Raw genomic sequence first — 21,869 nt, 5'->3', positions numbered from 1 at the left:
GCAAGGTTTTTTTTATGCATTTTTTTAACCTGTAACACTGACAGTCAACGCTTCCTTGGTACTCCGGCGATACAGGGCCAGCAGTGTAATAAATTCAGATACGATGGAAGCCGCATTGAGGGCTGTAACACGTGTAGGATCACGATCCGGCAGCACCTCCACCAGATCACAGCCGATCAACCGAATTCCCGCAAGCCCCCGAATCATCTGAATCGCTTCATACGTCGTGAATCCGCCCACTTCCGGCGTGCCTGTCCCGGGAGCAAACACAGGGTCCAGAAAATCAATATCAAAGGTCAGGAATACGGGCGTATTGCCCACCCGGTCTTTGACTCGCTGACACAGTGCCTCAGGCCCCAGCCTTTTGACGTCATCGGTGGTGAGCAGATCGAAGCCGAGTCCCCTTGTTTCTTCATAATGTGTCAAACTGGAATGCCCCCTCATTCCCATCTGAATCGAGGTTTCGGCATTGATCCAACCCTCTTTCACCCCATGATAAAACATATTGCCGTGTGAATATTTACGGATCTCGTCCATAGGCTCCCACGCATCAGAATGCGAATCAAAATGCACCAGACTGATCGGCCCGTATTGCTCCGCTGCTGCTTTCACATGAGGATAGGAAATGGAATGATCTCCACCCAAAATAATTGGTACGATTCCGCTTGAATAAATGGGTGCTAATTGTTGCTGTACCGTTTCATATGTCTGTTCAATGTATCCGGGATAGATGGAAAAATCACCATAATCAATACCTGATAAGTATTCACTGCTATCAATGCCTTGAGCAGGATTGGTTGTTCTGATCCGCTGCGACATTTCCCTGATGGCCGAAGGGCCAAATCTGGTGCCTACCGCATACCCGGCTCCTGTATCAAAAGGGTTGCCGATAATCGCATAATCTACGTCCTCCAATGTCTGAATATGGGGCAAATGCATAAACGTTCGCACCCCGGCAAAGGCCGGCTTTCCTCTTTCCAGTAAGGGACGATACATGAACAACACTCCTTTGGATTTTTTCGCATATAAAAACAAAAAAACCGCTCCCTTATCTATGATAAGTTAGCGGCTCTATTGCCGATCAAGTGTTAATCTATCCAGAAACAACACTTGAATATATGCATTTGTTATGGGTGTAATATAGCAAACTTTGCGATTATCGTCAACTTTTTCTTTTGCCTGATTATGGATTGATCCTATAATACGTCTCCATCACTTGCATAATGGACTCTCTTTTAATAGGTTTGCTTACATACGCATCCATGCCTGCCTTCAAGCACTTGTCCATGTCCCCTCTCACGGCGTTTGCCGTTACCGCAATAATATATGGACATGCTTCAGGACCCAATAGCTCCTTAATCGCTTTTGTCGCTTCGAATCCATCGAGTCTTGGCATATGCACGTCCATAAAGACAATATCGTATGCATTACGTTTGACAGCCTCTACAGCCTCAACACCGTCCGCCACATGATCTACAAAGTGTCCCTTTTTCTCGATCATCCTGCTAAGGACAAGCTGATTCACCTCATTGTCTTCCGCGATCAGAATTCGCAGAGAGGCTGCTCTGTTTTTTTGCTGTTGTCGATCAAACCTGCTGCTCTCTTCACTGTTGTTTAATTTGAAGCTGGTTGTAAATATAAAGGTTGTACCCGGTTCATCCGACTCTTCAATCCAGATATCACCCTGCATGAGCTCCACTAGTTTCTTGCTGATGGCGAGCCCCAAACCGGTGCCTTGAGGTTTGCGGGTCATGAAGTTCTCCAGCTGGTAGAAGGGCTCGAACAATTGTTTTCTTTTCTCAGCCGGAATCCCTATTCCTGTATCCTTGACTTTAAAATACAGCTGTACGTTATTGCCGCACTGCTCCTTAACCCCAACTTCGATATCCACGCCGCCTTCTGAAGTGAATTTGACCGCGTTGCCGATGATATTGGTAAGTACCTGCTTAAGGCGGTAAGCATCGCCATACACCGGAGTTGGAATGGCATCATCCAGCGATAAGCGGATATCCAGCTTTTTCTCGCGAACAAGTGGTTTTACGATTTGCACGGTCTCTGTCACGATTTCTCCAATATCAAAGGGATCGTCCACCAGATCGGTTTTGCCTGATTCGATTTTGGAAAAATCAAGGATATCATTAATAATGGCCAGCAGGGAATCTCCACTCTTCTGGATAATTTCAATATATTCTTTTTGTTCCCCGCTAAGTCCAGGGGTATCCAGGAGCAGGTCCGTCATCCCGATGACACCGTTCATGGGGGTACGGATTTCATGGCTCATCATCGCCAGAAATTCACTTTTGGCCTTATTCATTCTCTCGGCTGTCTCTTTGGCTACAAGCAGTTTTTTCTGCTCGGTAATATCCTTCGCAATCAGGTAAAACCCAACATTGTTTTTATTAATAATGATCGGAGCAAGCGTAGCCAAGACTTCTGTCTCACTGCCATCCGTGTGGCGAACGGCGTTAATCTCCTTCTCGGCCATCTCATAATTACTGCGCAGGATCAGGCCCAGATTACTGACTCCGATAAATCTGCTGATGCTTGTACCAATCATCTCAGATACCGGACAGCCCGTCATGTTCACGGCTACAGGATTCGCATTCATAATGTTACCATCCATGTTAAACGAAATGATGGCGTCATGATTATATTTCTTAAGTGAAGTGTACCTTTCCACAGATTCCTGCAACTTAAATTCAATGAGTTTCCGTTCGGTGATGTCCTGCAGTGTTCCATTTAACTGGACTGGCTGATGGTGTTCATCGAGGGTAATCAACCCGCGCAAGTGAAGGTATTTTTCACTTCCATCTGACCGGACGTGCTTGTATTCAAAATCAAGCGGCTCCCCTTGTTTTACCCATCCAATTTGTTCTCGTAAAGATGCTGCATCCGCCGGAGTCATCACATTGAAAACATCACTTGCCCGATATGGTTTGCGGGTACGTTCAAGTTCAAAGATCTCAAAAATCTGATCTGAAATGGCAAGCTGGTCATTGACCATATTCCACTCCCAACTGCCGATCATGGCTATGCGCTCCGCTTCTGCACTGATTTCCTCATGTTTCTTTCGCTCGGATACATCCCGTCCAATCGAAAGAATCTGCTGCTCGTGTTCAGGATCCCCGATAATCTTGTACGTGGTTTCAAACCAAAGATAATGCCCATCTTTATGACGGACCCTTATATTCAGCAAATTACCAGAACTCAAGTCCATTTGCGAGATCTGCTCCAAATCTTGTGGATGGAAATAGGCATTATTATTTTGGCCAATTACGTCTTCTGGCGAGTAACCCAGTAAATGTTGGACTGAGGGTGAGCAGAACCGGCATATCCCATTAAAATTGGCGATATAGATGATCTCCTGAGCGTTATCCGAGATAAGCTTAAACATCTCTTCACTATGCAAAAGTTTTTGTTCGTACACTTTCCGATCGGTAATATCTACAATATGGCAAATGAAGTAAAGAGGCTCATCCGTTACTTCGTCTCGAGCCAGAGATACATGCAAGGAAATCCATAGTACCTCACCATTTTTTCTGATGTATCGCTTTTCATATTTTTGCTCGTTGGACATGCCCTCAAACAGCTCGCACACATAGACCGCATCTTTTGGTGTATCATCCGGATGGGTAATATCCTGGTAACTAAGATGGATTAACTCCTCACTAGTAAAACCCAGCATACAGCAAAAAGCAGGATTTACTTTCATCCATTGCCCTGTTGGAGCAACGAGTGCAATTCCAATAGGCGCTTGGTTATAGATCTGCTCGAACAATTCATGATGGTCGACCTTTTGAACCTGCATGTTAAGCTCTCCTTTGGTGTATAACTCTAGTTAATCATTGTCGAATATTTTAATTTTGTTAGATATTCTTTGCTCACTATTTAATCGGTTTAATAACGATAATCTCTGCTTAGTACCCAGTATTTTAACCATTGAAACGGTTCTTTTCAAGAGATTTGTGTCTTTGAAACCAAACAAGGCCTGGAATCCATTATCATGGAACTCCCGACCTATGTCGCTATATATCATTATAAGTCATATGAGTACACGGAGTCGTAAGTAAAAAATGTCAACGTTCCCGCCCAACGATATAATCCAGCAGATGCTTCAGAAATGGAACATGCTTGGGCATATCGTTTAGCGCATCGGTTGCAAGACAATAATGTTCCCACATCTCCTTTTTCGCCCCATCTTCCCCTAAAATGGATACAAAAGTTGAATTGTTGTTCCGTGCATCCTGTCCTGCTGGTTTACCAAGAACAAGATGATCCCCTTCCAGGTCCAGCAGGTCATCCTTGATTTGAAAAGCGATACCTGCATGATATGCAAATTTCTTCAAAGAGGCGATTTCCGATTCCTTCACTTGTGCCAGAATGGCCGGCATTACAAGTGCTGCTTCAAAGGCAATGCCTGTTTTGTAGAAACAGATCATGTTTAATTGTTCCAGTGTCAGTGCTTTTCCTTTGGAGTTCAGGTCCATCGCTTGCCCCATGCACATGTCTTCTGCTTTTTCAGCCGAATACCGAATAAGAGTTAGCACCGTTGCTGCGTCGAATTGTCCGAGAGAAGATTGTTCCCCTATGGCTTTCTGGATGAGAAACAGACCCGTCAATTCCGCTGTGGCGCTGTTATGCACCTGATGCAAGGTCGAACGTCCCCGCCGGGTTGAAGCATTATCCTGTGTCGGCAGATCATCAAAAATGAGGGAAGCAGTATGCATATACTCCAGTGATCTTAATAGGGGAACGATCGATGCTTCTGTAAGTCCATACTCACGCACACCCATTACCCAAGTTAAGATAGGCCTCAGTCGTTTGCCATCTCCCTGCAAACTGTAATTGGCTGCATCAATCAGCGTTTCTTTCATCTCCGGTATTTCAGTCGGTTTGGAGATTTGCAATTCAATATTAATCTGTTCGCGAACCGTTCGAATCGTATGAAGAAAGTCTTCTTTTTCCTTTTTGTCATTTTGCAGATGAACAATCACCTGATCCCTGAGCAATTTGTCGAGAAAATCCACATCATCCGCTTTTCGAACCATTTGCTGAACAAGCTGATTAAATTCGGGCTGGCCCGAAGCAAATATGTTCATGATCTCATTGTATTTCGCCTGGCCAAGGCGCTCTTTGCTGCGCTTGAGGCCGTTAATGGCGCGATCCAATATGACTTCACGTGTCTTCTCGTCCGAGTCATACACGCTATGGATCAGATGAGAGATGACCGTCCAATACAGCTCATACGGATTAATTAAATCGGGACGCAGATCACGATATTTCAAATAGTACGTATACGGGGTGACAGCCCCCTCTTCCATATCGTCAAACATATCGGCAAAATCATCAGCAAGCTGATTGTATATTCCATAGTAGAACGTCCGCAGATCAAATCCTTCGTCCTCCGAAGCGCTAAGAACTGAACGAACGATGAGTCTCGATGAAGATGACTTGATAATAATCGGTACATACAGCTCTTCATTGGTATAATTCGCATTGCTGATTTTCTTCGCCCGGTCCAGTTCCTGGGATTGGAAAAATACATAGGATTGCTCGAAAAATGTACGCTGCATCTCAGGTCGCTGGTAGTTCTTGATGTATTCAAATGCTTCCCGCAGCTCCGAATGAACATACTGAATGACTTCCTGGTTCGCTCCATTCCACTGGCCAATGTCAGGTACAATTCCAGTGAGCAGCGCTTGGCGAATCATCTGGGAATACTGCTCTTTCTCCTGCAAACTCAATGCTTGTGAATCCAGAAGGTCGTCAATAAAAGGATAGGTCAATCCATATGAATAGCCCAGTCTGATCGCTGCATCAAACCTCTGCGAACGTTCCACAATTGGAGTCATCTCATCCATTTCATCATTCACGTGGAGGACAACGCCAAGAATAATTTTAATGAGCTTTCGCTGTGCCTGCTCTGCGTCCAATTCCTTTGGAATATTCGAAGCTACATTCTTAAGCTTCTGGATTAGCCAGATTACGGCTGTCTCCACATTTTCCTTCTGAGCCCAGCGATACAATGAGGCCACACTGATATAATCGGGCTGCTCTTTGCGTTTGCCTGCATTGGAGCTGGAGCGCATGAAATACTTCTTGGTATCCCGCGCTACGCGCTGAATGCGAGCCTGCGTTTCGGGAGAATCCAGCGCCTTGCCCAGATCTCTCATGTAAATGTATGAGATACTCCGATCCAAGTAATCATCCAGTTTGCCTGTAACGTTAAGCCATTGGATGTATCGATACACATCCCGGGAATCGGGTTTTCTTTTGCTTCGTGATACCAAGGGCAACCAGGAGTATCGATGAATATGTTTTTTTTGCCATAATTGAAAATCTTGGGTAAGCTTAGTTGTATATGTGTTGTTCATTAGCTGCTCGTGTAGGGAAGTAAAATACTGGGCTGCCTTTTGCTCAGCCAACTGATATCCTGTCTCAGCCTGATCTATAAGTACGTTATTCATAGGATGGATACCTCAACTTCTATTAATGTTAAACATGTATCCATGAGATGAGTATGAAGGCGCTCCATGGACGAAACTGTTGTGAATTCATGCTGTAACAAATTCGCCAGCTCATGTTCATAACCTATATACGGTGTTCCAACGTTTTGGTTACGAAATCGTCATGGGTACACCACGAATGCTTGTTTCTACAGAATGGAAGCCCAGACTTTAACTGCTGTGATGGCAATGAGCACGATTAATCCATAGCGAAGTACACTCACATTGATCATCGAACTGACCCTCGAACCGAGGGACGCCCCCAGAAGACTGCCAATAACCGTATAAATAATAGGTTCAATTGGAATGTCTCCGCCCGTAATTTTCCCGATCACTCCACCGATGGCGGATATAAACACGATGGCAAGGGAAGAAGCAATGGTTGTTCGTGTAGGTATTCGGAGCACCGTCAGCATGATCGGTATCAGGATGAAAGCTCCACCCGCACCTACGATTCCCGAGACAATCCCCACGGCAAAAGCGGCACCCGCAGCAATCCATCTGTTAAATACCAGATCATCAGCAGCCACTTCTGTTCCCTTTCCAGGAATCAGCATGAGCACAATCGCCACAATCGCCAATATTCCATAGATCAGATTAATGACATCCCCATCCAAATGTCCGGATAGGATACCTCCAATCAGACTGCCGGCAAGAATGCTGGTGCCCATGTATGCCACAAGGGCTCTGTTCACCAAAGCATGCCCGTTTCTTGCTTTTCTTTTCTTTCTCTGAAATGCCACCACACCTGCCAATGAGGAAAAAAACACCTGGAACATACTAATGGACGAAACCTCATGTGCAGTGAAGGGCTCAAGTCCCGTCAGAGAAGGAACATACAAAAGCAGCGGGTAGTTAATGATAGCTCCACCAATACCGAGTAAACCCGAGAAGAAGGAACCGAACAGACCAAGTATAAACATGATGATAAAAAGCAGAACATCCATCGGGTTATTCTTCCTTTCATGTGATGAAAAATCTTGTCAAAAAACAGTATACGCAGCGAATATAATCGGCTATAATAAAAACCAAGTAAATTAATCAGAAATGAGTGATTAAGCATGTTCAATGTGTTGAAGACTCTTTTTGAAAATAAATGTCCACTCTGCAACGAAAAATTGCATGTCCATAATGACGCACTGTGTGCCACCAAAGCTTGCTCACAATGCCATTACAAAGAAGAGAGCTATGGCTCTCTCGGTGTACGTATTGTGTATGACACCACAAAATGATAAAAATTACATGCCTGCTTATTGTATCACGTCTGAGCTGACTCGATAAGCACCCGGTACTAGATGAGATATGTTCTTATAAATATAAAAAGGTGCTAAACGAATTGAAATCGTTCCGCACCTTTTTGCTGTCTATTCGAAAATTCGGTTAATTTCCAAGCCCGCTCAACGGGTCTTTTAAATTGTTGATATTATTGATCAAATCGGGAATCCCGGTATTCTGCCAGTTTTCCGCGGTAAACCCCTGCTCTGCAATCGTTGTCTCGAAACGATCCACTACTTCGGTTAATTGATTGTTGTAACTGACCAAATTTTCATGAATGCTCTCTCCGATGGCGGGAGCCGTAAGCTGCGAGAATTCACTCGCTTCCGCTTGAATCTGATCGATTTTCGCTTGGATCTGCTCTGTCACTTCCGGGTTGTTTACCGCTTCCGTTGCCAGCTGCTGAAGATCCGCCCCAGCACTGGATACCTGCTCTATATATTCGGTAGCCCCACTGACGTAATTCAAACTTTGGTTCGCTTGTTCCACGACAGAACAGGCAGAGATGATCAAAATACTTGAAGCAATAAACCCCGTCATTAACAGTGTTTGCCTTCGTTTACGTTGAATCATGAGCATCTTCCCTTCCTCATAACAGAAGTATTATCCCAACTTGAATGATAGCTGTTCCACATACCCGAATGCAAATGAGTCTGCACTCACGGGATTGAACATGTATAATGGAAGAATCACACGGTAAAGGGATGTCATGAATATGCTTCAGGCTTTGAATCAGCGCTTGAACCGCATCATGCCACTGATTACTCCAATCAGCATTATCATTGGCGTACTTTGCGGAAATCTTCTTTCTTCGTATACTTTTTTATCACCATGGCTTTTTGCATTTATGACGTTTGCAGGAAGCATCAGTCTCGGGATCAGGGATTTTCTGAACGTGCTGAAAAAGCCTTTCCCGCTGTTTGTTTGTTTATTTATATTACATTTGGCGATGCCTCTGATCGCGCTCGGTATGGGACATCTGGTTTTCCCGATGGATGCCTATACGATAACCGGACTTGTTCTTGCAGCCGTCATTCCGACAGGTGTAAGCAGCTTCATCTGGGTAAGCATTTACCGGGGCAATATTGCACTGACGCTATCCATCATCCTAATCGATACCATGCTGGCTCCGTTTGTCGTTCCTGGTGTGTTATCTCTGCTGATCGGCACCAGTGTTACGCTGGATATGGGAGCAATGATGAGCAGCCTGTTCTGGATGATCGTCGTGCCTTCTCTGCTCGGCATGCTGCTAAACGAGTGGACCAAAGGAGCAATCGTTCCGGTGTGGGGCCCAAGACTAAACCCATTCTCCAAGTTGTTTATGGCAGCCGTTGTTGCGATTAACGGATCCGTTGTAGCCCCATATCTCGCCGATTTCAACTGGAGACTGGCCGGCCTTGCAGCAATCATCATTTTTCTGGCTTCCTTTGGCTATGCATTAAGCTACTTCATTGCTAGATTGCTGGGCTGGAATGAGGCTGACCAAGTCGCACTCGTGTTCAATGGAGGCATGCGTAATATCAGCGCAGGAGCGGTGCTGGCCGTCTCCTATTTCCCACCTCCGGTAGCTGTTCCGGTTGTTCTGGGGATGGTATTTCAACAGATGCTGGCTTCGCTGACAGGGTATCTGCTTGGACGACGCTCGCAGCTGCTGCAAAATGCGGATAAAACATCCGCCGCCTAACATTTGCAAAGTTTGCTATAAAAAAAACAGCAACGCTCCAATATAAAAAATGGAGTACGTGCTGTTTTTTTATTAGCCACATAAATCATAAGACGCTTCTTAGTTAAACCTACAACGTATTAAGGAAGCCCACGATTCTTGCCGCCAATCTCGAATGTCCGGCCTGGTTGGGATGAAGCCCATCAGGCACACCGTTTTCGCCAGTAAAGTATAAATTTTTATGTACCTTCAATAAAGGTTGTATTCCCGCAATGTTCCACAGATCACAGACTGGAATGGAGTACAATGATGCCACCTCTTTGATCGCAGCAATATACTCTGAGTATACTCGTCCGGTCACCGGATTGGGCAAATATTCAGGTACGGCTGTACTTGATCCATGCGGAGGAGTCAAAAAGACAATCAGCTTGGTTGGGTAGCGCTGGATCAAGCCCTCTGCAACATGCTTAAGTGCCCCATAAAATGTATCTGTCGAGCTCGGGGAGATGTTGATGTTACCAAATGCAGTCGTACCGCTGGAAAAATCATTTCTTCCTCCCATAAAAAAAATGATATCTGCATCAGCATTCAGTTGTTCCATTCGATTGCACATGGGCTCAAGCCCTCCATCGACTACACTACTCCCCGAAATTCCATGATTCTCATAGGATCGAAACCCTAATGCTCTACTGACAAGCTCCGGATATGGATGCTCTCCTTCGCTCAGCCCATAACCATAAGTAATGCTATCTCCTAGAAAGACAGCCTTTTGTCCTTTATATAGCTCAGATTGCAGCAACATACCCCACTCCCTCTTTTTCCCATTATAATATATCCGCATAACCTGTCTGGCTCTGGATCTTCATTTTTTCCCGATGGGTGTAATAAAAACACCATCAGCATGTGATGGTGCTTTTATCCTTAACACTTACTTTTACATTTGCTTATTTCGGCTGAATATATCCTTCAGCTTTAAGCAATTCCGCGATCAGAACCGCACCGCCTGCTGCTCCGCGGAGCGTGTTGTGGGACAATCCCACGAATTTATAATCATAGAGCGAGTCCTCACGCAGTCTGCCTGTCGATACGCCCATTCCGCGCTCGATGTCACGATCCAGTTTCGTTTGTGGTCTGTTTTCTTCTTCAAAATACGTAATAAACTGTTTTGGCGCACTTGGCAATTCGAGTTCTTGTGGGCGTCCTTTGAACTGCAACCAGCGGTCCAAAATTTCATCTTTGGATGGTTTTTTCTCAAAGTTTACAAATACGGTAGCCAGATGTCCATCCGTAACCGGAACACGGATACATTGCGTCGTGATTAGCGGTGATGAAGCCTTCACAATCTCATTATTTTGAACGCTGCCCCAGATGCGCAGAGGTTCTTGCTCACTCTTTTCTTCCTCGCCACCGATGTACGGGATCACGTTATCCAGCATTTCAGGCCAATCCGTGAAGTTTTTGCCTGCTCCCGAGATGGCTTGGTAAGTGGAAGCTACCACTTGAGTTGGGTTGAACTCACGCAACGCGTGAAGTGCAGGTACGTAGCTCTGAATGGAGCAGTTTGGTTTAACTGCAATAAATCCGGTTTTGGTGCCCAGACGTTTACGTTGCGCTTCAATAACTTCCAAATGCCCTGGATTGATTTCAGGAATAACCATCGGTACATCAGCCGTCCAGCGATGAGCCGAGTTGTTGGAAACCACCGGTGTGCCTGTTTTGGCATAAGCCTCTTCGAGCGCTTGGATCTCATTCTTTTTCATATCCACTGCACAGAAAATAAAATCAACCTGGCTCGCAAACGCTTCGACCTGGGAAGCATCCTGCACTACGATTTTTTTCACCGCTTCCGGAATGGGGACCGCCAGTTTCCATCTGCCCTGAACGGATTCTTCGTAGGTTTTGCCTGCCGAATTGGCACTCGCCGAAATAGCTGTTACTTCAAACCATGGATGACCATCCAGCAGATCCACAAAACGCTGGCCCACCATTCCTGTTCCTCCAACAATACCGACTCTCAATTTTGCTGTCATATCATCATCAATTCCTTTCGGTGTGAGTAGAATATTAGTTATTTCATTTCCTGTAATGGTTGCTGGGACTTCGTGATTCTTCCCTTAATAAACACTATTCAGGTGATTCCAAAGCGTGTAGCCAACACCCCGGAAAAACCAAAAAATCCCACCCCCAAGACAGAAGTCTCAGGGACGAGATTGAATACTCGTGGTACCACCCAGATTCGCCAATATGTCGCCATATCCGCCTCTTTGAGTTAAGGATAACAACACGTAATAAGTTGTCATTGCCTATACTCCAGCTCTGTAACAGGAGCTCCTGTCACACCATCCCTTACGTTTAAGTTCCGATGTGCTGCTCTGAGTCTTTATTCAACAAAAAATTCTTTACCCCTTTTCAGCTGCCGGGGCTCTCTGAGAAAGAATACTTTTATCTACTCATCTCTTCGTCGCATTTGATATTGCGATTATAATATCAAAGTTACCATTGCGAAGTAAACATATTTTTTATAATTTGCTGCAAATGGATATTTAATTACTGCATTTTAGTGACAAAAGTATAAGTTACCAGGTAGGTTGAAGATTTAGCGCAAAAAATTTACCAGTGTGCCCCTTCAATATTCAGGTGCTGTTTGGAACAGTCATTAACTAGCCCCATTGCGTCGCAAGCTGCTTGAGATACGGAGACAGCATGGGCTGCAGTTCCTTGCGCATGAGTCCGATCTCAAGGATCGCCTGAATGTATCCGAACTGATTGCCAATATCATAGCGGCGGCCCTCAAGTTCAAGAGCCAGCAGTTCCTCTATCTGACTGACCTCTTTTAAAGCATCCGTTAACTGATACTCTCCTCCTGCACCTCTCTCGATCTGGTCCAAAATTGGAAATATGGACGGTTTCAGAATATATCGGCCCATCACCGCTGTTCTTGAAGGCGCTTCCTCCACTGAAGGCTTCTCCACAAGATTGGTAATCCGGTGAACCCGGTCCTCTGCACCTGCTGAATCGATGATGCCATATTTACTTACGTCCGCAGCCTGAACTTGGCATACACCCACGATCTGGCTGCCCGTTTTTTCATACAAATGAATCATTTGTGCAAGTGCCGGTGGATCAGACACCATGATATCATCCCCCAGCAGTACGGCAAACGGATCATCTCCCACGAACTGACGGGCACAACCGATGGCATGTCCAAGTCCCAATGGTTCTTTTTGACGGATAAAATGAATGCTAGCCATATCACTAATCGCCTGTACTTCTTCGAGCAATTCCTGTTTTCCTTTGGCATATAGGGAATGTTCCAGTTCCACCGACTTGTCAAAATGATCCTCAATTGATTTTTTGTTGCGTCCGGTCACAATAATGATATTTTCAATGCCCGATTGTACCGCTTCTTCCACAATGTATTGAATGGCCGGTTTATCCACAATGGGCAGCATCTCTTTGGGCTGTGCCTTGGTTGCTGGGAGAAAACGTGTCCCAAGTCCGGCTGCCGGGATGACTGCTTTTGTAATTCTCATATCATGAAACACTCCTTTCATTGGTACCAGGATTCGGATCGAGCACGGTCGCGGACACGGCCCGGAAAACCCAATACCGACTGGCAATATAGTTTAAGCACATTCCCGAGAGCGTCGCCGCTACCTTGCTAACGACCAGATTCCAGCCAAGTATACGGTTCGAGAGGAACAACATCAGGGATGAAAACACAAGAACAAACAGATTCGTAATCACAAATCGCAGCAATTCATGTTTCTTGCCTTGTCTTCGCGCATCCCGAAACGTCCATCTTCCGTTCCACCAATAACTGTTCACGACCCCGCAGCTATAAGAGATAACCTGGGCGATTAAAACAGGTGTACCCAAGGCGGCGAGCAAGGTGAACACCAATGCATCCACCGCCGTATTCATGACACCCACAATCCCGAATTTGATCAAAGTGACCACACGATTAGTCATGGTGAGCAACTCTGCCTGTCAGCCGCACTTGCCCGGACTGACTCTCCGACGGATACACATCTCGCACAATATAGAGAGGTCTTGCCTTGGTTTCATCATAGATGCGGCCAATGTACTCGCCAAGAATGCCGAGCATAATGAGAATGAATCCATTAAAGATCAGCATGATACTGACGATGGAAGGCCAGCCTTTGATCGTAGAATCCGTAAATATCGCGGAAGCAATCACGCTCAGCATATAGATAAATCCGCCTATGGAAAGAATAGCTCCCAAGTAACCCGCAAGCTTGAGCGGTTTATATGAGAATGAAGTGATGCCATCCAGACTCAATTTTAGCATGCGCTTTAACGGATACTTGGTTTCCCCTGCCAGCCGCTCATCCCGTTCATATTCAATCGCTGTCTGTCTGAATCCGACCCAGCTGACCAAACCACGGACATAACGATTTTTCTCCGGGAGGCGTTTCATCTCATCACATACTTTGCGGTCAATCAGCCGGAAATCACCCGTGTCCACAGGAATATCCGTATCGGTCGAGGCGCGCAGCACGCGATAAAACATGCTTGCAGACCACTTTTTGAAGCGGGTTTCTCCGCTTCGTCTGGTTCGACGGGCGTATACGACTTCATAGCCCTCTTTCCATTTGGCAATCATGTCTAGAATCAATTCGGGAGGGTCCTGAAGATCTGCATCAATAATGACGACTGCATCACCTGCTGCATAATCCATCCCTGCTGTAATCGCAATCTGGTGACCGAAGTTGCGTGCAAACTCAATCAATTTCACACTCTCGTCCCAACGTGCGTAGTCACGGATCATCTGCGCGCTTCGATCGACGCTGCCGTCATTGACAAACAACAGTTCATACGTCTCTCCCATACTGCCCATGACCTTTTTTAAACGTCGATAGGTTTCTTCAATGACCGCCTCTTCGTTGTACATCGGAATAATGATGCTGTAACGGCACGTTTGAGCCATATTCGTTCCCTCCCTTTTCAATTTCGGTTCATTCCACTTGACCATCTCTATAATTTCACTTCATACAGGGTACTCTGTCCGCCGAAGCCAGCTCCACTGTCTGTGCCTGTCGTCCACTCTGATGTTGGGATTTCGGTACCATGCTCCACGATCCAGTTGCTGATGTCCGAATTACCTCCCCGGCCGCCCATACCACCAACCATGAAGTATTTCACTTGCCCACTCTGCACGAGCTCTTCCAGTTCCTCCGTGGTATACACCGGATCAGAACCCGAGAAGCCTCCAAGCGTAATGACTGCCTCATTCTCATCAATAATGTAAGGGGCTGCCTGGTTATAATCTGTTGTTGCAAAAAGATACGTTTCTCCTGTGTTATGCTCTCTGAGATAATTCAATGTTGTTGTATCCACTTCTTCATTCCTGCTTCCAGCTCCGCCTCGTCCGCCAGCTGCTCCCATTCCTCCGCCGCCAAACATGTTTCCGCCTGATGCAGGAGGTGTTCCTGTACCGGAATTATCGACATCAGATTCGTCGCTCGAAGAAGACGGGAAGGATTGATCCGCATCACCTGAAGCATTTGGTGGAGTCATGCCCACGTTGCCATTCCCTTGTCTGCCGCCCATACCCATTCCTCCGAACATTCCATTGGAACCTGTAGGACCAGCCGCAGGAATCATGCTGTTACCGCCATAGGTAATGGGCGTGAACGCCCAATAGACCGGACCAATAAGCATAACCATGAATCCTGCGATAACCATTCCTTGTTTCCATGGATGCGAACTATTGAGCATCACGATCAGGATGATCGTCATCAAAAAACCTGCAATCAATTCGCTGATGGACCAACCGGCACCGATGGTGTCATTATAGACCTGCATAATATACCAGCCGAAGATCGTAGTGAACATGACCGAAAGAGGAAGCAGCCAGGCCTGCCAGCCATTACGTTCACGATATGCCTTCCACATGGCTACAAATCCAGCGCCAGTAAGTGCGGCAATCGGTGGAGCAAGCATGATCAGGTAATATTGATGGAAGAAACCAGCCACACTGAAGAACGCCCCAACCGGAAGCAGCCAGATCAGCCAGAACGCAGCTTCCTTATGTTTCATCGTTATATTTCTTCGTCTTAACCCTGCAAAGAGAGCAATGCATCCAAGCAGTACCGTGGGCAAAAGCCAGCTGGCCTGGCCGGACAGTTCGGTCTGGAACAGCCGCAGCAGTCCTTTTTCTCCCGTGCCAAACATGCCGCCCATTCCGCCACCATTGCCTCCTCCGAAGTCCCTTCCGTTCGGCATCTCGCCGCCATTTGGCATCTGTCCGCCTTGCGGGAAATTCATTCCGTTCATGCCCCGACCCATTTCTCCCATTCCAACATCGTCAGATGGATTGCCTGAAGGAGCCGAGTTGCCCGTTTGACCAGAACCTTGGACGGAGGCAGAAGCATTATCCCGATTATTTCTGTCATCTGCAGCGTTGGGCATACCTGCACCCGCTGCTCTGTTCTGCTGGCCTGTGAGACGGGACAGACCGTTATAGCCAAAAGCAAGCTCCAGCACCGAATTGGTTTCGCTGCTTCCTATGTAAGGCCGCTGACTTTCCGGTATAGAATCAACCGTCACTGCCCAGGATAGGGAAACAACGGCCAGTACTGCCGTACTGCCTATAAGCAGGATGATTTTTTTTCTCCATTTCGCCTGGAATGCGAGCATGTAAAATATATAAAATGCCGGTAGAATCATGTAGGCTTGAAGCATTTTCATGTTAAATGCAAGTCCAATGAGTGCAAATGCTACGAGGATTCGCCATGGACTGCCCTGTTTGGTACCTTTGAACAAAAACCAGGAACCCAGCAATAACGTAAACACCAGCATGCTGTCGATATTGTTGGTACGGCTTACTGCTGCCACAACGGGTACAGTCGCCATGGCAAGAGCAGATATACGTGCTGCTGCTAGCCCGAATGTTGGCTTGACCATAAAATAAATCAGCAGGACTGAACCAATCCCCGCCAACACTTGCGGCAAAATAACACTCCATCCGTGTAATCCGAAGACGTAGGCAAAAGCCGTCTGGATCCAAAAGACGACGGGTGGTTTATCTACGGTTACTGAGCCAGCCGAGTCCAGCGATGCATAGAAGAAATTGTGGAAATTTCTCAGCATGCTCCCTACGGCGGTCGTATAATAGGAATTGGCATATTGATCGTTCCAGATCCCATACCCGTTCAGAATTGCCGCCAATAATACGATCGGCAGAAGGACAAGATCAATCCTTCGTTTGGCATTATTCAATGTCAATCACTCCTTCTCGCTCTTCATGATTGTATTGTGACATGCCAAAATAAAATTGGGATGAGTGCCCGCTGAATGTTACCTGAGGATAAGTTCCAAACCTTTCAGCTAATTTTCAGTTTGGCAAGCGATAATACATCATAAAGCCCTCAAGGATCAGGGCGTTCTTTAGATGGATTTAACAGGGAGGCATGCCCACTTATGAAGCTAAGTACGGGAATTAAAATCCTTTTGGCCGATGATGAACCACATATTTTGCAATTTCTGGAGCTTGGACTCAGCAATGAAGGCTTCGATGTACGAACAGCACCGGACGGTGCTGCTGCACTGGAACTGGCGCTGGAATTTCGGCCACATATGGCGATTCTGGATGTGATGATGCCGGAGATGGATGGATTCGAGGTGGTTGAACGTTTGCGCAAGACTGGGGCTCAGGTTGGAGTCATCATGCTGACAGCCAAAGACGAAGTCGAGAATCGGGTTAAAGGTCTTTGGCTCGGTGCTGACGATTATATGATCAAGCCCTTTGCCTTTGATGAGCTGCTGGCCCGGATTCAGGCAAGACTGCGTAATCAGTTTCCATTATTGATCGGTGCCGTAACACACGGTCCGTTCCGAATTGATGATCAGCGCAAAGAGATTACGTATCATGAACAGATTCTTGAATTGTCTCCTACAGAATATGAACTATTAAAGTTCATCGTACTGAATCATGGTATCGTGCTGAGCAAAGCGACCATTCTTAGTCGTGTATGGGGATACGATTTTGGCGGGGAAGAAAATATTGTTGAAGTCTATATACGTTCATTACGAGACAAACTCGGGGATAAAGAGCATAAACTCATTCGCACCCTTCGAGGTGTTGGATACAGAGTGGATCTTTGATGAATTCTTCAATGAAACAACCTAACACACGTTTTGGGCGGCTGCACCAGTGGCTCTGGCCCCATTCGCTGCGCTCTCAGTTACTCGCACGCTCCCTGTTCATTCTTGCTGCATTGCTATTGTTAATCGGAATTCTTCAATTCTGGATTATGGAGAGCTTTCTATATCGCAATCAGGCAAAAACGATGGAAGAACAGATCATGTCCATGCCCCCTGTCTGGCTCGGACTATCTTCACGGAATGAGTCATTCAACAACCCGTTTGCGGGACAGGCAGGGACGGATGCACGAGCCTCGGGTAACAGGCTGCTGTACATTCCCGATCGTTCACTCGCCCTGTTCGACAACAAAGGGACTTTTGAAGATGTTTTTGGTGAAGATGGCCTGACGGCCCCCCATCTCACTTCTGCTGAATACCAGGAAATCACAGATCAATTAATGGACAAGCGGCACGTGCCCTACCGGATTGTGACCGATCGTTTAGGCAATGAGCAATTGATTGTTTTTGCCTCGCCTGGGCCGCGTAATCGGAATTTGTCCATGGTTCAAATGGGCACCCCGACGAAGCCGCTGAGAGATCTGATTATGAAACAGCTTCTTATATTCGTAATGCTGTCCCTTCTGGCGATGATCGCGGGTCTAATTCTGTATACCAAAGCCCTTCGCCGCACATTGATTCCGTTGTCCAGTATGGTAGATACCGTACAGCGGATCGATGCGGGCAGCTTGGCAGAACGCCTGCCCGCTACGCAGGGTCAACAGGAAGTGGACCAACTTGCGCTATCCTTTAACGGTATGCTCGAAAGACTAGAACGATCGTTTGAAGCAGAACGCGAATCCAAGGAACAAATGCAGCGTTTCCTGTCCGATGCTTCCCATGAACTGCGGACTCCGCTGACATCCATCCACGGATTCATAGAAGTCCTGCAGCGGGGCGCGGCCACCAACAGTCAGCAATTATATCGTGCACTGGACAGCATGTATGGTGAATCTGTTCGAATCAATAAGCTGGTCGAGGACTTACTGATGCTGAACAAACTGGATCAGGCTCCGAAGCAGGAGCAAGAAGTCGTTCAGCTTGATCATCTGCTGCTTGAGATGCAGCCACAGCTTGCCATGATGGCTCGGGAACGCCATGTCCATCTGGACCTGACCGCTGGTATATATGTAATGGCCGACCCACACAAGCTGAAGCAAGTGGTTCTCAATTTGTTTCACAATGCGGTGCAGCATACTCACTCGGAATCGGGTTCCATTACTCTGACGTTGTATGCTGTTCACAACAAGGCAGAACTGACTGTGAAAGATAACGGAACCGGCATTGAGCCGGAACATCTTCCCCATATCTTTGAACGCTTTTACCGTACCAGTTCTTCCCGTTCAAGAAAAGAAGGCGGAGCCGGCCTTGGTCTTGCCATTACACGCTCCATTATTGAGTCGCATGGCGGGAGTATCACGGTAACAAGTAAGGTAGGCAGCGGAACGACGTTCACCATTGTATTGCCCCTATCAGAGGCGGCTGCATGATTACAACAAATAACCCTTTCATCTCTGCGGAGAACGGGAAAGGGTTATTTTCTATTTATGTTTTAAAATTTCCATCTCAAATCGAAGCTCGAGCAGTAAGGATGTGGTCCACTTTCTCAATCCAATGATGGTGTTCATCTGCAAGCAGTGTTTCCCAACCTAGGTCCGCAGCAGGCTTGAGATTTTTTATTTGATCATCCACATATAATATACGTGTGTTAAGGCCCATATGGGATTGTACGAGTTCATAAATCTCTCTGTTGGGTTTGCAAAATCCAACCTGATTCGAAATGGTGATGCTCTTGGTGTACTTTTGGATCGTCAGCAATGTGGGCTCAACCCACTCATGACAATGGTTACTTAGGAGATGTATATCTGCATGCTGGCTCCATCGTTCAAGATAATCTAACGCAGGTAATGTTTCTGTCGTGCGTTTCAGTAAATCATAGGCATAGATTTTTTCGACGCTGGGGTATTGTGCTTGCAACCAGATCCAGAACTGCTCCTCTTTCCATTTGCCAGTCCACAGATCTCTCCGAATACCGCTCAGTTGTTCAATTAAAATAGGAAAAGTCGTACCCGCATGAATTGCAAGCTCTTGCCAAAATGATTTGGACAGATTAGTAATCAGAACTCCCGCCAGGTCCAAAACAAGCTGAGGTTTGTTTTCCATTAAATCACCTCGAATAGATAAGAATCGTTTCTTGCTAAGGGTTATATGACCCACCACCATCGTTAACAAAACTTCATCAATGCGGATTCCAGGACTGTATGACCTTATTTCCTGCATCGATGGCATGGACATTGCTGATCGTCTCCATCAGACCCAGATGATCTACTTTTTGATAGGTTAATGGCATCTTCACAATAAACGTATTATTTTTCGGTTTTACCTCCTGAGTCTCTCCATGGATGTATTCAATTCGAATTTTGGCAATAGGGATGTCGGAATATAATGCCCCCCACATGAAATTGCCCTTATTGTTTTTGGGCTCCGCGACAACGAGGAAGGCAGGACCCAGATCTGAACTGGCTGACCAACCTGACTCCGTATCTGCATCAACATGAAATCTGCTGTACTTCTGTTCATAAGCTGCGAACACATACTGTGTTTCATCCAGATAAAGAACCAACTCATTCTCCTGATCTGTATTTACGATCTTCACCGCTGTCTTCCAATTCGATTGGACAGCCTGGTCCAATGTTGGATATCCGAAGATACGATTCCATAGAAATATGACCGCCAGTATTAACAGTAGGAGCAGACTGATACTTATCCATATTATTTTCTTCATACTTCCCCTTTTGTTCCTTCCGTGTATTCACTTCGGCAGTTAACACTTAGCACTTGCACACCATTAACGTATTCCCATCTGGATCCTGAAAGTTAAACCAATGATCATGCTCAATTGGCGTCGTTATATTTACATTTTTGGATTGCATGAATGCATAGGCTTTTTCGATATTGTGCGTATCAAAATGAAATGCTGGCACCTTAAACGTATGCTCCTCGGCATAAATTTTGCTGTCCAGCACAATCCGTGTTCCAGTCATCGGAATGATGAACAAGTGTCCAAATAATATCTCGCCGCCTGCAGGCAAACCCAAGATATCACAATACCAATCTCTCGCTCTCTCAACGTTACTGACAGGAATAAACACCGTGCCAATCCGATTCAGAATGGGACTCACGCCAGTCCCTCCTTTTCCATAAACTCGTCTTTGGTCAAACCAAAAAGAATCAGGTCATGATACTTACCATTTGTATAAATCACCTTGCGCCGCACGCCTTCCTGAACGCATCCGAGCTTTCTCATCATGGCTGCAGAAGGTTCGTTCCCTTCAAGCACAGAATCATTAAATTTGTTGAGTCTTCGCTCGAAGAAGGCATACTTCAGCAAAATCCGAATAGCTCGCGTTCCAACCCCTCTTCCCCGGTGGTCCCGGTCAATCTGGATTCCAATGCTAAATGTGCCGTTCTTTTCATCAATACTGTTTATATTTGCGCCCCCAACATACTCACCATTCAACTTCTCAATCGAGAACATCAGCCGTCCATACGTCATGGAAAAATCGGAGAATCTCTCTGTAAAATTCTTCGCTTCGGCGAACGTTGGCGGCAGTTCCACAGCACATTCCAGCAAGCGACGAGCAGGTGTATCAAACCGGTTATAATAATGATCCTCCCAGTCTTCTTCGCGTAGAGCACGTAACCTGATCTGTTCATCCTGCCAAAAATAATGACTATAGTCGATTTCTCTCATCTGTTCATTCCCCATTTCCATGCGGCTCGTTTTCACCCATAAAGTGAACTAAGCTTATAATAACCCATATTGTGGAATTAAAGAACGCCAAATAGCCCCCCGGCAGGGTATCCTGCCAGGAAGCTATTATTCATCTATACGACCGATCAAGCGAATTATTCCGGATATTGAGGTTTGGTCACGTTATCAGGAACGGATTCGTCGAAGACATCCTGACCTGGATAATCCCGCACTTCCCCTTCGTGAAGCTCATGGTTCTCATAATCAAAACGATGCGCGGATCTCTGATCCACTCGCCATGGTGAGCTTTTCCCGAGAGATTCGGACAATAAAGATGAGCCATAGGGCCCCTCCGGGAACTCCTCGAATGCCAGGTCATTTCGCTGCGACTCCACTGTAGACACATCGGTGTATTCGCGCCTTTCTTCCTGTAGAAATTTATCCTTCATCGTTCGTCCCTCCATATCCGCTTTAAGGTATCCAAAAGATATCCAAGGCACGTCTA

General features: G+C 46.2%; 19 protein-coding genes and 1 other annotated feature. Of the genes, 3 read left to right on the top strand and 16 right to left on the bottom strand.

Annotated elements, in window-relative coordinates; genetic code table 11:
• Positions 1 to 24: 24 nt before the first annotated feature.
• The 5 genes from speB to HP552_RS15820 form a co-directional block, all read right to left on the bottom strand.
• Entirely contained in the window at positions 25 to 996 is a 972-nt protein-coding gene (gene speB / locus HP552_RS15840) for an agmatinase (protein WP_175396377.1), read from the bottom strand.
• Between the two features lie 187 nt (positions 997 to 1,183).
• The gene (locus HP552_RS15835; protein ID WP_175396376.1) at positions 1,184 to 3,808 is read right to left on the bottom strand and encodes a PAS domain S-box protein; all 2,625 of its coding nucleotides are present in this window, start codon (positions 3,806 to 3,808) and stop codon (positions 1,184 to 1,186) included.
• A gap of 268 nt (positions 3,809 to 4,076) precedes the next feature.
• A complete protein-coding gene (locus HP552_RS15830; protein ID WP_175396375.1) occupies positions 4,077 to 6,467 on the bottom strand; it encodes a polyprenyl synthetase family protein in 2,391 nt (796 codons plus the stop codon).
• Between the two features lie 188 nt (positions 6,468 to 6,655).
• The gene (locus HP552_RS15825; protein WP_175396374.1) at positions 6,656 to 7,453 is read right to left on the bottom strand and encodes a sulfite exporter TauE/SafE family protein; all 798 of its coding nucleotides are present in this window, start codon (positions 7,451 to 7,453) and stop codon (positions 6,656 to 6,658) included.
• Positions 7,454 to 7,886: 433 nt separating this feature from the next.
• On the bottom strand, positions 7,887 to 8,354 hold the full coding sequence (locus HP552_RS15820) for a DUF6376 family protein (protein WP_175396373.1): 468 nt from the start codon (positions 8,352 to 8,354) through the stop codon (positions 7,887 to 7,889).
• A 142-nt stretch (positions 8,355 to 8,496) separates the two neighbouring features.
• Between HP552_RS15820 and HP552_RS15815 the strand changes: the two genes are divergently transcribed.
• Positions 8,497 to 9,465 (top strand): bile acid:sodium symporter family protein, encoded by a 969-nt coding sequence (locus HP552_RS15815; protein WP_175396372.1) that lies wholly within the window; start codon positions 8,497 to 8,499, stop codon positions 9,463 to 9,465.
• Positions 9,466 to 9,574: 109 nt separating this feature from the next.
• Here the strand turns inward: HP552_RS15815 and HP552_RS15810 are convergent, their stop codons facing one another.
• The 6 genes from HP552_RS15810 to HP552_RS15785 form a co-directional block, all read right to left on the bottom strand.
• Positions 9,575 to 10,246: an SGNH/GDSL hydrolase family protein gene (locus HP552_RS15810; protein ID WP_175396371.1), complete on the bottom strand. Its 672-nt coding sequence runs from the start codon at positions 10,244 to 10,246 to the stop codon at positions 9,575 to 9,577.
• A 142-nt stretch (positions 10,247 to 10,388) separates the two neighbouring features.
• Positions 10,389 to 11,474: an aspartate-semialdehyde dehydrogenase gene (asd, locus tag HP552_RS15805; protein ID WP_175396370.1), complete on the bottom strand. Its 1,086-nt coding sequence runs from the start codon at positions 11,472 to 11,474 to the stop codon at positions 10,389 to 10,391.
• Positions 11,475 to 11,641: 167 nt separating this feature from the next.
• Positions 11,642 to 11,915, bottom strand: a binding site (T-box leader).
• 189 nt (positions 11,916 to 12,104) lie between these two features.
• A complete protein-coding gene (gene galU, locus HP552_RS15800) occupies positions 12,105 to 12,977 on the bottom strand; it encodes a UTP--glucose-1-phosphate uridylyltransferase GalU (protein WP_175396369.1) in 873 nt (290 codons plus the stop codon).
• Position 12,978: 1 nt separating this feature from the next.
• A complete protein-coding gene (locus HP552_RS15795) occupies positions 12,979 to 13,416 on the bottom strand; it encodes a GtrA family protein (protein WP_175396368.1) in 438 nt (145 codons plus the stop codon).
• Complete coding sequence (locus tag HP552_RS15790; protein ID WP_175396367.1) at positions 13,409 to 14,395, bottom strand: glycosyltransferase family 2 protein; 987 nt, start codon at positions 14,393 to 14,395, stop codon at positions 13,409 to 13,411. The genes HP552_RS15795 and HP552_RS15790 overlap by 8 nt, the downstream gene beginning before the upstream one ends.
• Before the next feature lie 47 nt (positions 14,396 to 14,442).
• Positions 14,443 to 16,689: a glycosyltransferase family 39 protein gene (locus HP552_RS15785; protein WP_246310906.1), complete on the bottom strand. Its 2,247-nt coding sequence runs from the start codon at positions 16,687 to 16,689 to the stop codon at positions 14,443 to 14,445.
• Between the two features lie 201 nt (positions 16,690 to 16,890).
• Between HP552_RS15785 and HP552_RS15780 the strand changes: the two genes are divergently transcribed.
• Entirely contained in the window at positions 16,891 to 17,574 is a 684-nt protein-coding gene (locus HP552_RS15780) for a response regulator transcription factor (protein ID WP_175396366.1), read from the top strand.
• Between the two features lie 11 nt (positions 17,575 to 17,585).
• Positions 17,586 to 19,100: a sensor histidine kinase gene (locus HP552_RS15775; RefSeq protein ID WP_175396365.1), complete on the top strand. Its 1,515-nt coding sequence runs from the start codon at positions 17,586 to 17,588 to the stop codon at positions 19,098 to 19,100.
• Positions 19,101 to 19,176: 76 nt separating this feature from the next.
• Here HP552_RS15775 and HP552_RS15770 read toward each other — a convergent pair whose 3' ends face one another.
• The 5 genes from HP552_RS15770 to HP552_RS15750 all read right to left on the bottom strand — a co-directional run bounded on the left by HP552_RS15770 (position 19,177) and on the right by HP552_RS15750 (position 21,813).
• Positions 19,177 to 19,773, bottom strand: a complete 597-nt coding sequence (locus tag HP552_RS15770; RefSeq protein WP_175396364.1) for an HAD-IA family hydrolase — start codon at positions 19,771 to 19,773, stop codon at positions 19,177 to 19,179.
• Positions 19,774 to 19,849: 76 nt separating this feature from the next.
• Positions 19,850 to 20,395, bottom strand: coding sequence for a hypothetical protein (locus HP552_RS15765; RefSeq protein ID WP_175396363.1), 546 nt, complete (start codon positions 20,393 to 20,395; stop codon positions 19,850 to 19,852).
• 46 nt (positions 20,396 to 20,441) lie between these two features.
• Positions 20,442 to 20,792: a VOC family protein gene (locus HP552_RS15760; protein WP_175396362.1), complete on the bottom strand. Its 351-nt coding sequence runs from the start codon at positions 20,790 to 20,792 to the stop codon at positions 20,442 to 20,444.
• The gene (locus HP552_RS15755) at positions 20,789 to 21,385 is read right to left on the bottom strand and encodes a GNAT family N-acetyltransferase (protein WP_246310905.1); all 597 of its coding nucleotides are present in this window, start codon (positions 21,383 to 21,385) and stop codon (positions 20,789 to 20,791) included. The genes HP552_RS15760 and HP552_RS15755 overlap by 4 nt, the downstream gene beginning before the upstream one ends.
• Before the next feature lie 134 nt (positions 21,386 to 21,519).
• The gene (locus HP552_RS15750; RefSeq protein WP_175396361.1) at positions 21,520 to 21,813 is read right to left on the bottom strand and encodes a hypothetical protein; all 294 of its coding nucleotides are present in this window, start codon (positions 21,811 to 21,813) and stop codon (positions 21,520 to 21,522) included.
• Positions 21,814 to 21,869 lie beyond the last annotated feature (56 nt).

The sequence above is a fragment of the Paenibacillus xylanilyticus genome (assembly GCF_013359935.1).
Classification (GTDB): domain Bacteria; phylum Bacillota; class Bacilli; order Paenibacillales; family Paenibacillaceae; genus Paenibacillus; species Paenibacillus xylanilyticus.
Note: the sequence above shows the minus strand (reverse complement) of the source record. Positions and strands in the feature narration are given on the sequence as shown.

Excerpts from the sequence above, each read along its gene's own strand:
- HP552_RS15750 (WP_175396361.1), bottom strand. The coding sequence starts at position 21,813 with ATGAAGGATAAATTTCTACAGGAAGAAAGGCGCGAATACACCGATGTG.
- HP552_RS15825 (WP_175396374.1), bottom strand. The coding sequence starts at position 7,453 with ATGGATGTTCTGCTTTTTATCATCATGTTTATACTTGGTCTGTTCGGT.
- HP552_RS15810 (WP_175396371.1), bottom strand. The coding sequence starts at position 10,246 with ATGTTGCTGCAATCTGAGCTATATAAAGGACAAAAGGCTGTCTTTCTA.
- asd (WP_175396370.1), bottom strand. The coding sequence starts at position 11,474 with ATGACAGCAAAATTGAGAGTCGGTATTGTTGGAGGAACAGGAATGGTG.
- HP552_RS15765 (WP_175396363.1), bottom strand. The coding sequence starts at position 20,395 with ATGAAGAAAATAATATGGATAAGTATCAGTCTGCTCCTACTGTTAATA.
- HP552_RS15780 (WP_175396366.1), top strand. The coding sequence starts at position 16,891 with ATGAAGCTAAGTACGGGAATTAAAATCCTTTTGGCCGATGATGAACCA.
- speB (WP_175396377.1), bottom strand. The coding sequence starts at position 996 with ATGTATCGTCCCTTACTGGAAAGAGGAAAGCCGGCCTTTGCCGGGGTG.
- HP552_RS15820 (WP_175396373.1), bottom strand. The coding sequence starts at position 8,354 with ATGATTCAACGTAAACGAAGGCAAACACTGTTAATGACGGGGTTTATT.
- HP552_RS15770 (WP_175396364.1), bottom strand. The coding sequence starts at position 19,773 with ATGGAAAACAAACCTCAGCTTGTTTTGGACCTGGCGGGAGTTCTGATT.
- HP552_RS15795 (WP_175396368.1), bottom strand. The coding sequence starts at position 13,416 with ATGACTAATCGTGTGGTCACTTTGATCAAATTCGGGATTGTGGGTGTC.
- HP552_RS15775 (WP_175396365.1), top strand. The coding sequence starts at position 17,586 with ATGAAACAACCTAACACACGTTTTGGGCGGCTGCACCAGTGGCTCTGG.
- HP552_RS15830 (WP_175396375.1), bottom strand. The coding sequence starts at position 6,467 with ATGAATAACGTACTTATAGATCAGGCTGAGACAGGATATCAGTTGGCT.
- HP552_RS15815 (WP_175396372.1), top strand. The coding sequence starts at position 8,497 with ATGCTTCAGGCTTTGAATCAGCGCTTGAACCGCATCATGCCACTGATT.
- HP552_RS15835 (WP_175396376.1), bottom strand. The coding sequence starts at position 3,808 with ATGCAGGTTCAAAAGGTCGACCATCATGAATTGTTCGAGCAGATCTAT.
- HP552_RS15755 (WP_246310905.1), bottom strand. The coding sequence starts at position 21,385 with ATGGAAATGGGGAATGAACAGATGAGAGAAATCGACTATAGTCATTAT.
- HP552_RS15790 (WP_175396367.1), bottom strand. The coding sequence starts at position 14,395 with ATGGCTCAAACGTGCCGTTACAGCATCATTATTCCGATGTACAACGAA.
- galU (WP_175396369.1), bottom strand. The coding sequence starts at position 12,977 with ATGAGAATTACAAAAGCAGTCATCCCGGCAGCCGGACTTGGGACACGT.